We start from the raw sequence: 11,382 nt of genomic DNA on the forward strand, positions 1-11,382 counted from the left end.
TATCTTTGTTTCATCTACAAAATATTTGATAATTCACTATATAAAATACAAAATCCGATTGCATTATCATATATTCTGTAGCAGCAATTATGACCACTAATTAGGGAGGAATTACATTTGTACAAAGATAAGGCTGACTCACTAGATCAAGAATGGATTGATTTAATACTTGAAGCTCTAGATGCTGGCATTGCCCTGCAAGATATTGAACACTTTTTTCAACGTATGAAGCATACGAGCCAGGCTCAATAGCCTCGTTCTTTTTAACGAATTTTATGTTATAATAATCACATCATAAGACGACTACATATTGATAGAAAGGTGCGCAAATATGATAGGAGAACGTATAAAACGCCTTCGTTTACAAAAAGGCATTTCATTAACAGAACTCGCCGAAAAAGCTGGTGTCGCTAAATCTTACATTAGTTCTATAGAACGGAATTTACAAAAAAACCCTTCTATTCAGTTTCTTGAAAAAATTGCAGCTGTTCTACAAATTCCAGTTGATACTTTACTTCACGATGAAACAACAACGGAGGGTCACCTAGACTCCGAATGGACACAACTCGTTAAAGATGCAATGAGCTCTGGTGTCTCAAAAGAACAGTTCCGTGAATTTCTAGAATTTACACAGTGGAAACAAAATCAAAAATAATATATATGAAGGAGCGTATAAGACTAGCGCTCCTTTTTTCTTTATTAAAAAAAAGCGGGAGATACCCGCTTTTTTTTATTTATTATCTTTCTTCGCCCGCTTCTTGGTTAGCATTGAACGTCCATTCTAAGTTTAATGAATCACCTTGGAATTTATTTTGATCTTGACCATTCTCTTCGAATACAAATTGTACCCATAGATAGTCCTCTGTACCAGCTTCTAAGCCACCTTTTTCTCCCCACTCAGGAGCAAAGATGTCTTTAGCTAAAAGATCTGGATCAGCATTTTGTAAATCAGCTAAAGTTGTTTCATATACAGGCTCGCTTTGTTTATCCCAGTTCCAAAGGAATTTCACTTTAATATGCTTACCGAAGTCTTCACCAGCATTATCACCTTTTGCATCTTTCACAGTATACTTTGTCGCTAATTTAACGTCTTTAATTGTTAAATTACCGCCGTTCTTTAATAAGAACTCTTTCTTAACAGAATCCCCTGGTTTCAAATCTTTAATATCTACAAGCGTTTTAGGGTTTAATGTAAGATCTAACGTCCCGGCTGCAAATGTATTGTTCGATACTTCTTTATCACTAAAGAATGCAAATGTTCCTCCACCAATTAAAGATAACCCCAATGCTGCTGATGCAACTCCCATACCTAATTTCTTTTTCAGACTCACAATCAATTCCCCCTAGCTGTTTTTTGTATTTTACATTGCTATCTCTTATTTGAAATAAGAGGTGTAACTAAAACTATATTAGCTGAGCTAATATTCGTTCTTTTTTTAAAACCTTAAGTTCATTATAGCGAACGAACTTATATAAATACAATATATATTTTTGTTTTTTTTATTTCTCAACATTTTTTCCTTTTTCCAGAAAAATATTGAGAAATAAAACGAAGATTTACTTCGTAGCGTTCTCTCTATATACGCTACCGATTAGCCACACTCATATATTCAATTATTAATGCGAAAAAAAGGCGCGGGCGAACGCTCCCTCACACTCCTATACGTTTCACTTGGTGCTCTGACTATTTGTGGACTGTTCTTTTGTCGCCCGGACTGTACTGTTATGTACTGGCTGTTTACCTTAGTCAGCTAAAGTAGATTTTTCATGTTCTACTTTTTCAGTTTGTTTGTCTGTTTCTATTTTTTTCTGCTCTTCTTGTTTCTTGCTCTCTTCTATTTTTTTCTGTTCTTCTTGTTTCTTGCTCTCTTCTAGCTTTTTCGCTTCTTCTTGCTTCTTGCTCTCTTCTAGCTTTTTCGCTTCTTCTTGCTTCTTACTCTCTTCTAATTTCTTTTGCTTCTCAGCCTCACTCACTTGCTTTGCTGTTTCATCTACTAATAATTTTTCAAAAGCTTGAATTTGTTTATCAATCACCTGTAAATTAACCTCTTTATCAACATACTCACAGTGCTCTTTAACTATATGAAAACCAGCATTCACATACGAGAATACTTGCTTATTAGATTCACTTTTATTTCCCTTTAACTCTTCTTTCACTTTGTTATAAGGATTTTCTATTGATGCATATACCTTTTGTAACAGTTCCCTCTCAGTAACAATTTTCTCACGTCCTTGCTTCCACGTAACAAGCGCCTGTTCTAATTCTTGAGTGGAAGTGAAAGTTACTTTCGATTTCATCTCTTCATACTCATGCAAAATTACTTCCTTATGTTGCTTAGCTTGTTCTGTCAACTGATCAACTGTTTTTGGAAAAATACTTGCTGCAGAAATAGTACCCTCCACTTTCGTTTTGTGAGTGAATGCCGCTTCTGTATACGTCATAATTTGAGATCCTAAATAAAGTGTAGTAGAGCACATACAAGACAAAATAAATATTTTTTTAAATTTATGAGACGTTTTCAGCATCTTAATCTCTCCTATCGAACATATACGTTCTTTATAAAGAATTCTATTTTTATTATAATAAAGAGGATTACAAAATGATATAAAAATTTTTTTATTTTTTCACACATCTATCATCATAGAAAGAGGCTATCAATATGATAGCCTCTTTCTATGATGATAGATGTGTAGATAGACTGCTGAAACTTAGTAAGAAAGAATAAGAGCTTAAATGTGCAGCCTCATACTTCTCTTTTTACTTTTTATCCTCACCATCGCCTTGTTGTGCTTCAAATGTCCATTTTAATTGTAATTTATCACCTTGGAATTCATTTTGATCTTTATTATTGTCAATAAACTGGAATTTCACTTTGAATGTATCAGAAGTTCCTGCTGCAATACCTTTTTCAGGTGCTATTAAACTAACAAGGTCATTTTCTGCAGCTGTAACCACTTCATCTTGCAATTTTTCCAATGTAGTTTGTAGCACAACCCTTTCTTGTTTATCAACATTTGTCAAGAAAACAACTTTAATGTATTTCCCTAAATCTTCCTTATTATCTTTTTTCACATCTTCTACACTATAATCTGTTTTTAATAACACTTTCTTAATATCTAGTGTACCTTTATTGTCTAATTTAAACTCTTTCTCAATTGTATCACCTGGTTTAAAATTCTCTACATTAATAATTGCTGATGGATTCACAGCTAAATCTAATGAACCTGTCGCAAATGTATTATTTGACACTTCTTTATCGCTAAAGAATGCAAATGTTCCTCCACCAACTAATGCTGCTCCTAATACTGCTGATGCGATACCCATTCCTAATTTTTTCTTTAAAGTCATGTCCAAATCCCCCATAATATATATTTGTTAATTTCCTAATAGGAAATTATAACTAAGATAACTAGACGGATTGTTCTACTTTTTTATTTTTCTTTTCTCCGTCGATGCTACGAATAGCGCCAAAAATAGAAATCGCGGAATAACCAAGTAAAAAGACTCCTGGAATAATAAGAAGTAATGCTGCTCCCGCTTTTGAGTTCGCATAATTCAGTAAATAACCCACGTATGGAACTGTAATGTCTGCATACTTTCCAATTACATTCTCTGCAAGTACTGGTGCTAAATCTGGTCCGTTGTTGTTATCCCCTTTTGTTTCATACATTACTTTTCCATTTGTATCTTTCACACCGATAATACGGTGAGTGACAATTTTTTCATTTTTCTCTTTAAACGTAATAACATCACCTTTTTGATATTTAGAACCATCTTTCGTTGGCTCTATCGCAATGATTGACCCTGTTAAAAATGTTGGTTCCATCGATCCTGACAACACTGTTTTAAATTGATATCCCATCACAGTCGGATCCCCGCCACTCGCTTTTGACGAAATAACCACAAAAGCTAAACAAACCATTACCGCAAATAAAACAAATGAGATAACGTTGCTAATTATCTTCCAAACTAATTTCATCGTATCTCTTCCTCTCTACTGTTTTATATTATTTTGAAATTAATATCACTCTAATGATTCTTTAACAAGAACATACACAAATAGTATAACGAACAAATAAGAAATGCAAGGTTAAAAATTGAGATTATTTGTTAAATTAAATTTTTTAATCACTATTACTACAACAAAAAACTGCGAACAAATTTCTTCGCAGTTTTCATAACAACCTACTTTTCCTCTGATTTAACACCTTGTTTATTACGGCGCAAAATTACATACAGTAGTGCACCAAATAATACAATACCGCCTATCCCGATACTTATCATTTTTACATTCGAATCCTTTACTTCAGGTGCAACGGTATCTTTTTTAGGCAGCGCAAACGTAACATCTTCTTTTGAAAGAACATTTATAGTCGCAATCGTTTGATTATTTTTTATAATATCTACCGCACCAACTACTTCACCACGATGAATTCCTTTTTGGTACAAAGATTCTTTATCCACTGAATTAACCCGAAAAGCCGTTTTTACATTTTTCCCTTCATCTTTCTTTAGCATAAGCTCAGCACTTTTTTCGAGCTCAGAATCAACATCTTTATTTAAATATGTTGTCTTTTGATGCCAACTATGTTTATCTAGTACAGTTTGCTTCGTAAATTGCCCAAAAGAATATTCCGCCATCTGCTTCAAATCTTCATAAATTTCAGGTCTTTGAGAAGCCATTACTACATTTATAATACGATTACCATCCTTCTCATTTAATAAAACGAGCGTATTGCGTGCTTCATTCGTAAATCCTGTCTTACCACCCATGCTATATGGATTTTCAAAATAAGTAGACTTATTAAAAATAGAAACTGTTTGCGTAGATGTCGTAACCGTCGTTCTTTTCGTATTCATCGCTTGTAAAATTTCAGGATACTTTTGCACACCTCTCGTAATCATGGCCATATCATATGGCGTCGTATAATGATTTGAATCATGCAATCCATTTGGCGTTACAAAATGACTATCTTTAGCCCCTAATTGCTTCGCCCTTTCATTCATCATATTGGCGAAGTTTTCAACACTTCCTCCAATACGCTCCGCAATCGCATACGACACATCATTCGCACTCAGCACCATTAAAATCATAAGTGCAGTATTTCTATTAATAGTCTCACCAGGGTGAAACTCAATTTGATAATTACTCTTCTCTTGATCTAATGCTAATTGTGAAAACGTAAATTGATCCTCTGGCTTCGTATGCTCCATCAGTAAAATCGCCGTTAACACTTTCGTCATACTAGCGGGGAACGCACGATGATGTGCATTTTTGTCGTACAACATATCTCCTGTTTTCGCATCAATCGTAGTCGCAAACTGACTAAAAACATTCGGCCCTTCCGCAGGTGGAGGTGCCACTTGCTCCGGATTTACTCCAATATTCGTCTCAGCATATAACGTCATAGGTGTCAAAAAAAATAAACAAATAACCATAACAAAAACCGAAATTTTCTTAAAATTTACCATATGACTCTCCCTTTTCCCTTTACTTTCACATTCTATAAAATACCTCTACCAACCTATATGTAATTTGTATTAATTTGGAAGAATATTCACTTTTTTTACTATATCACACTTTTACGATTAGGAACATAAATATACAACAAAAAATAAGAAGGAATTACTCTTTCTTATCCTTCTCATCAATCAATGAGTCTATTAAATTTTGACTAGCTTCCTCAGGTGTAATCTCATCTGTCATCCCCATAAACGACCAACCTTTAGAATCGACCCACTCAACAAACTCTTGTAAAAACTCATCATGTGTAACATCCACATCAAGAATTGAGCCATTAATCGAAATCGTTCTATTTCTAGATACGCGCATCTTGAACGTTTTTCTTACCATTACAATAATTCTCCCTCTACTTCTGAATATTTATAAATATCTTGTACTTCATTTATACATGATTTCTTAAAAATTGTAAAAAGGATATATTGGCCAATTTGCATATTAAAAATGAAAATCTCTTATTATATAACCCTCACACTACATTCATTTAGTCATAAATTACGGAATACATCCATATAAAAAAACAAACCAACTTATATTCTATCACACCAACTACACTTGACTTTAGTACGATCAAATAGAATATATTAGAAAACACCTTAAAATGAGGAGGAACTCCATGGCGCGTTGTACATATTGTAAAACGAAGTGGAAAGTAAAAGATGTATGGTCGATACTCGTGACATTTGAAAAAGATTGTCCGTATTGTTTCGGAAGACAATATCTATCAAAGAAAACATTGAACGCTATGCCAGAACTTATAAGCTTACCTTTACACTTCTTATTCCCTTTTCTTGTTGACTTAAGCGATGAAGGTCCTTTGGATTGGTATCGGAAATCATAATATACCCGGTTTATTCAAAATCCACTTTCAATTAAATGCTCTTCTTATATATTCCTTAATACGCTACTAGCGTGATTCCAAATACTTTACCTTTAAAAGATTACCACAAAAATATTGTAAAATTTCAGTTAATTATATATAATTGCTTTAGCATAATGATTAAAGATGCTACTACATAAGCATTTTTGAAGATCCCGTAGCTCAGCAGGGAGAGCGCCACCTTGACAGGGTGGAGGTCGCTGGTTCGAGGCCAGTCGGGATCATATGAGAAACCCATTGATAGTCAAGGGGCTTTCTTTATGTAGCAAATCAATATATTATTTTTATAATAAATTTTTTATATACTGTTCAAGATTTGATCAATAGCTCTCTTTTGGTTAACGATTAATTTTTCATATGAAAATAAACTTATGATTTTAAATCTCTTATTAGATTTGAGTCAATATTTTAGACAAAAAAATTCAATCTAAGCTAGCTTTATTTTATTTGATTTACTGCTATTTGTAATATCGTTCACCGTGATATAGCAAAGTGCGATTCTAAACTTGTAATATTATATATATCTTAAAAAACCAGTAAATATATCCTTTTCTTTCAACTTATATTCATCTCGATTGAAACATTGCGTAAGATTCTGTGAGACTTCCGGTTCATCAATCGCTAATATTATATTTCTACCATTTTCCCCTACTTCTTTTCCTCAATTCTTGAGAAAGACATAAATTATATCAATCATCACTCTGCGTTGTTCGCCAGAACTCAATTCTTCACTCTCTTCTTGGGAGCTTTTTAAAGTTTTCTTTAAAAAATAGCCTAATACAATAATTTTTATATTTATTTATATATATTTTGTAACAACAAAGAACTACATAGATTAACTATGTAGTCTTTTTAAATATGAATAGGCCAATCTTATTTTTTCCCTAACTTGATTGCCTTTTTTATATTACTGAATGCACCTTTACCATATAATAATACGCCACCGCGGTAAACACGACTCGTTAAACCAATCATCATACATATTGTTGCTAATAGAATCGCTAATGCAAGCGCAATCTCCCATACTGGGATATTGAGGAATCCAATTCGTACGAGCATAACAATAGGAGTAAAGAAAGGTATATAGCTAGTAATGGTAACAACCGTGCTGCTTGGATTTGACATTCCATAAAGTGCGATATACAAAGCAGCAATTAACATAAATGTCAGCGGCATAACAGCTTGAGAAGATTCCTCTATACGACTAATAACAGAGCCGAGTAGACAAGATAATGAGCCATATAATAAGAATCCTAATGTGAAGAATAGAATCCCATAAAACACTAGAGTAGGAGCAACAGAATTTAAATCAATACTATTTAAAATATCATTTTTCGATTCATTAATTGCTGTTTTATACCCTACAGTTGCGACCAAACCCCAAATTATTATTTGTGTAATACCTGCCAACAATGTTGAGAAGAGCTTCGCATATAAATGTTTTGTAGGCGAAATACTTGAAACAACTAACTCCATTACACGAGAAGATTTTTCTGTTGCAACATCTGTAGCTAATTGTGCAGCATACATTAATATCATTACATAATTTAGCATGATAAAGGTATTAATTAAAATTCCTACACCCTCTGTATGTTCTCCATCTTTAACCTTATCTGAAACAGTTTTGGTTTGTATTTCTACTGGCGTTGTTAACACCTTTAATTCATCTTGCGATAGATTCAATTGCTGAGCGAAATTAGAAGATTGTATTTGAGATAAAATAGTTTGAACCTTGCTAACATCTTGCTGATTTACATCTGTCTCAGTTATATACGTAGCCTTTAGTTGTTTATTATCCAATTCCTCTACAACGATTGCATATGTATAATCACCATTTTTAACACCTGATTCTGCTTTTGGTTTATCCGTACTACGCTTAACATGTATCTTACTATCGACATTTTTAAACACTTGATTAATAGTTGTATATAATTCTTCTTTTTCTGTAACAACAACAACTTGATCGTCCTCGTTACCTGCAAAATAGTTATAAATCTTGTCAAAATTCATCAATCCTATAATTAACATAGAAATTATTATTGTAATAGCAAAATATGATTTTGATTTCACCTTAGATCTATAGTTTTGTAAAAAAATTGTCCAGAAACTACTCATGTTGCGCACCTACTTTCGCGATAAAGATATCATTTAATGTAGGCTCTTCTACTGCAAACTTTTTAACATACCCTAACTTCGTTATTTCTTTAAATAAAACATGCGAAACTTCTTCATATGAAATTTTAAGAGTAACTGCATTCTTACGTTTCTTCATACTTTCTACACCTTTTATTTCTTTCAAATGGTCAAAGTCATGATCGCCAACGATTACAACATTCTTTTTACCAAAGTCACTTTTAATTTTGGCAATGTCTCCTTGAATAACAGGTACTCCTTTGTTCATGATACAAATGTGTTGGCATAACTCTTCCACATGTTCCATACGATGTGAACTAAAAAGTATCGACGCCCCTTGTTTTTGCATATCAAGAACAGCTTCTTTTAACATTTCAACATTTACTGGATCTAAACCACTAAATGGTTCATCTAAAATTAAGAGTTCAGGCTTATGTATAATCGCTGTTATCAGCTGAATTTTTTGCTGATTCCCTTTTGAAAGTTCTCCTACTTTTTTGTTCAGATTCTCAGTTATATTAAAACGCTCCAGCCAATAGTGAAGTTCTTTTTCTGCATCTTTACTTTTCATGTTCTTTAGTTTTGCAAAAAAGTTAACTTGTTCTTTGACAGTCATTTTCGCATAAAGCCCACGTTCTTCTGGTAAATACCCAATCTTATCCGTAACATCATAATTTATAGGTTTACCATTCCATGAAATAGTTCCGCTTGTTTTTGATAAAAGCCCAAGTATCATTCGAAATGTAGTCGTTTTACCTGCCCCATTTCCGCCCAAGAATCCAAATATTTCACCTTTTGGTATCTCGATATTCAAATTATTCACTGCAACATGTTCGTCAAATTTCTTTATTAAATCTTTAATTAGTAAACTCATTATCCACACCCTTAATTCCCAAGATGATTTATTTATACAATTGTATATCCATAGTCAACAACAATATTTTGACCTCTAATGGCATCGCTTTTATCAGACATTGAAAATAAGATGACGTTTGTAACATCTGAACTTCCAACAATTTCCCTATATAGTATTTTTTTCAATAACTTATTTCCTTCAAAAATCATTCATTACCAACAAATGTTATATTTTTCATTATAAGGTTAGCATAAGATTTAGAATAACCAATATGCAATTTTGCATATTTTAATATTTTTATAAGGTATTTCTTTGAAAAATTTTCGTTATGTACTTTAAAACAACTTATAGGCACATTTAAGCTGCTCAATAGATAAATCATTCGTTTCTATTTTTTCAAACGTTCCTGCTTTCCATCTCATAACGTCACTACTCTCTATTAAAAATTTGTTTCTTCATTATTATAGTACTTGCTTTAACATCGGCCTTACTACTCTACATTCTTCACTCTTAGGTTCTTTTACGAGTATAGGCGGCCTTTCATCCTCTTCTTCTAAAATCATTTCAAATACTTCTGTTTTTTCTTGTAATATGTTGGATTCACTATCTTTAGTAGGCTGTTTGCTCGTTTCAATTTTCTTTGTTACTTCACCAAGTCTTTGTCCGATTTCTTCTGCTTTGGCAGGTTCATTCGTAACGTAGTATTCTTGGTTCTCCCATACTAACATAGGTGGCACTTGTTCTCGTTTGTTACATATTATATAAGTAATACTAGCTATAAGTAGTAGACATGTTAATAAAAAGAAGATAGTTTTTTTGTTCATATACTATTCTCCTTATCTATCATTTTATTGGATTATATAATAGGAAATATAGTCACTAAATAGTTTTTATAGTATTTTTTGGTATTAATTTCAAATAGAAAAACCTTACTATAAAGTAAGGTTCCGTTTTTAAATTCTATAATGTTTTATTAATTAGAACGATCATTACGATAATCGCTATAAACATAACAACTAAACAGCCGATCATTTTATAAAATCCTCGTTTCGTTAACGTTCCGCCCTGAACGTCTTTACGAATAAATAAGAATACGGCTAAAAATAATACAAGCCCCATGCCAAAAGCATACATCATTTGCATATGTTAATCTTCCTTTCTCTTTTACATCTTAATATCTTTTCGATAAAACAACAAACGATATAAAAACTGTACTCATCGTAAGTGCCATTAATATATTCAATAGTTCAACTGCAGATAGCGTAATTACTTTTAAGTTTAAGCCAATAGAGAAAAGAAGATAGTATGCCGTTAGTGCAAAAAAGCTGAAGAACATTCCTTTATAACGAATGAGTTTCATTCGCTCATCTTTTTCTTTAAATTGCGGGTGCAAGTAGCTTAGGCAAAAACACATGATCATCATTGCAAGTACTGTATAGGTTGGAATTGGCGGTGCAGAATGCGTCATTATACCTGCTAATATCATAGTTCCGCTCATAATTAAAAAGATAATCCCCATAATTACAAAGTACTTTTGTGAATAATTCATCCTTTCTCCCCCTCTTCTTTTCCTTCATAAATAAATACATGTTCTATCGTTGTCTGAAATGTTTTTGCTATTTCAAATGCTAACGGAAGTGATGGATCATATTTTCCCTTTTCAATTGAAATGATGGTTTGTCTGGAAACTCCAAGTTTCTCAGCCAATTTTTCTTGAGATAGTCCAAGTTTTTTTCGGTATTCGACCATTTTATTTTCCAAGGAAATTTCTCCCTCCTTCCTTATACCGAGTATATACGTAAAGGAAACTTTACGTCAAGGTTCCTTTACATTCATTCAGATTATTTTGCATTCTATTTATCCCGATTGATGAGGGCTAATAATCAGTGGAGGATGGACAAAACCCCCACTGATTAAAGTTTCACTTTATATAGAAGAAACTTTTTCAAATTCAGCACGTCTATTTTGAAATGAAACATGGAACAATGTAT

At 32.7% G+C, this 11,382-nt stretch carries 16 protein-coding genes and 1 tRNA gene; 4 read left to right on the forward strand and 13 right to left on the reverse strand.

Annotated features, from left to right (window positions below; genetic code table 11):
* The first annotated feature begins 117 nt into the window (after positions 1–117).
* Both CQ058_RS11305 and CQ058_RS11310 read left to right on the forward strand, forming a co-directional pair.
* A complete protein-coding gene (locus tag CQ058_RS11305) occupies positions 118–252 on the forward strand; it encodes an anti-repressor SinI family protein (protein ID WP_002011474.1) in 135 nt (44 codons plus the stop codon).
* 79 nt (positions 253–331) lie between these two features.
* Positions 332–655, forward strand: coding sequence for a helix-turn-helix domain-containing protein (locus tag CQ058_RS11310; RefSeq protein WP_002188849.1), 324 nt, complete (start codon positions 332–334; stop codon positions 653–655).
* Positions 656–737: 82 nt separating this feature from the next.
* Here CQ058_RS11310 and calY read toward each other — a convergent pair whose 3' ends face one another.
* From calY to CQ058_RS11340, 6 genes are all read right to left on the reverse strand, one after another.
* Positions 738–1,331 (reverse strand): biofilm matrix protein CalY, encoded by a 594-nt coding sequence (calY, locus tag CQ058_RS11315; protein ID WP_002188847.1) that lies wholly within the window; start codon positions 1,329–1,331, stop codon positions 738–740.
* Positions 1,332–1,743: 412 nt separating this feature from the next.
* Positions 1,744–2,526 carry a DUF4047 domain-containing protein gene (locus tag CQ058_RS11320; protein ID WP_105589707.1) on the reverse strand — a complete coding sequence of 261 codons (783 nt, stop codon included), beginning with the start codon at positions 2,524–2,526 and terminating at the stop codon, positions 1,744–1,746.
* A gap of 232 nt (positions 2,527–2,758) precedes the next feature.
* The gene (locus CQ058_RS11325) at positions 2,759–3,349 is read right to left on the reverse strand and encodes a TasA family protein (RefSeq protein ID WP_002188843.1); all 591 of its coding nucleotides are present in this window, start codon (positions 3,347–3,349) and stop codon (positions 2,759–2,761) included.
* A 61-nt stretch (positions 3,350–3,410) separates the two neighbouring features.
* On the reverse strand, positions 3,411–3,980 hold the full coding sequence (sipW, locus tag CQ058_RS11330) for a signal peptidase I SipW (protein WP_002188842.1): 570 nt from the start codon (positions 3,978–3,980) through the stop codon (positions 3,411–3,413).
* A 206-nt stretch (positions 3,981–4,186) separates the two neighbouring features.
* Positions 4,187–5,473, reverse strand: a complete 1,287-nt coding sequence (locus CQ058_RS11335) for a D-alanyl-D-alanine carboxypeptidase family protein (protein WP_002188841.1) — start codon at positions 5,471–5,473, stop codon at positions 4,187–4,189.
* 154 nt (positions 5,474–5,627) lie between these two features.
* On the reverse strand, positions 5,628–5,855 hold the full coding sequence (locus tag CQ058_RS11340) for a hypothetical protein (RefSeq protein WP_000251865.1): 228 nt from the start codon (positions 5,853–5,855) through the stop codon (positions 5,628–5,630).
* A 283-nt stretch (positions 5,856–6,138) separates the two neighbouring features.
* Here CQ058_RS11340 and CQ058_RS11345 point away from each other — a divergent pair, with 283 nt between their 5' ends.
* Both CQ058_RS11345 and CQ058_RS11350 read left to right on the forward strand, forming a co-directional pair.
* Positions 6,139–6,363 carry a hypothetical protein gene (locus tag CQ058_RS11345; protein WP_002188839.1) on the forward strand — a complete coding sequence of 75 codons (225 nt, stop codon included), beginning with the start codon at positions 6,139–6,141 and terminating at the stop codon, positions 6,361–6,363.
* 190 nt (positions 6,364–6,553) lie between these two features.
* Positions 6,554–6,626 (forward strand) — tRNA-Val (locus tag CQ058_RS11350).
* A 649-nt stretch (positions 6,627–7,275) separates the two neighbouring features.
* Here CQ058_RS11350 and CQ058_RS11355 read toward each other — a convergent pair.
* The 7 genes from CQ058_RS11355 to CQ058_RS11385 all read right to left on the reverse strand — a co-directional run bounded on the left by CQ058_RS11355 (position 7,276) and on the right by CQ058_RS11385 (position 11,152).
* Positions 7,276–8,517, reverse strand: coding sequence for an ABC transporter permease (locus CQ058_RS11355; protein ID WP_002186376.1), 1,242 nt, complete (start codon positions 8,515–8,517; stop codon positions 7,276–7,278).
* Complete coding sequence (locus CQ058_RS11360; RefSeq protein ID WP_002193268.1) at positions 8,510–9,409, reverse strand: ABC transporter ATP-binding protein; 900 nt, start codon at positions 9,407–9,409, stop codon at positions 8,510–8,512. The genes CQ058_RS11355 and CQ058_RS11360 overlap by 8 nt, the downstream gene beginning before the upstream one ends.
* Before the next feature lie 32 nt (positions 9,410–9,441).
* Positions 9,442–9,600 carry an SDR family oxidoreductase gene (locus CQ058_RS32095; RefSeq protein ID WP_002193269.1) on the reverse strand — a complete coding sequence of 53 codons (159 nt, stop codon included), beginning with the start codon at positions 9,598–9,600 and terminating at the stop codon, positions 9,442–9,444.
* A gap of 252 nt (positions 9,601–9,852) precedes the next feature.
* Positions 9,853–10,215 carry a hypothetical protein gene (locus CQ058_RS11370; RefSeq protein ID WP_002188809.1) on the reverse strand — a complete coding sequence of 121 codons (363 nt, stop codon included), beginning with the start codon at positions 10,213–10,215 and terminating at the stop codon, positions 9,853–9,855.
* Positions 10,216–10,351: 136 nt separating this feature from the next.
* Positions 10,352–10,534 (reverse strand): DUF3976 domain-containing protein, encoded by a 183-nt coding sequence (locus CQ058_RS11375; protein ID WP_002011459.1) that lies wholly within the window; start codon positions 10,532–10,534, stop codon positions 10,352–10,354.
* Between the two features lie 28 nt (positions 10,535–10,562).
* Positions 10,563–10,940, reverse strand: a complete 378-nt coding sequence (locus CQ058_RS11380; RefSeq protein ID WP_002117153.1) for a hypothetical protein — start codon at positions 10,938–10,940, stop codon at positions 10,563–10,565.
* Positions 10,937–11,152, reverse strand: a complete 216-nt coding sequence (locus CQ058_RS11385) for a helix-turn-helix transcriptional regulator (protein ID WP_002188807.1) — start codon at positions 11,150–11,152, stop codon at positions 10,937–10,939. The genes CQ058_RS11380 and CQ058_RS11385 overlap by 4 nt, the downstream gene beginning before the upstream one ends.
* Positions 11,153–11,382: the final 230 nt, after the last annotated feature.

The sequence above is a fragment of the Bacillus sp. MYb56 genome, from assembly GCF_002976445.1.
Lineage (GTDB): Bacteria > Bacillota > Bacilli > Bacillales > Bacillaceae_G > Bacillus_A > Bacillus_A mycoides.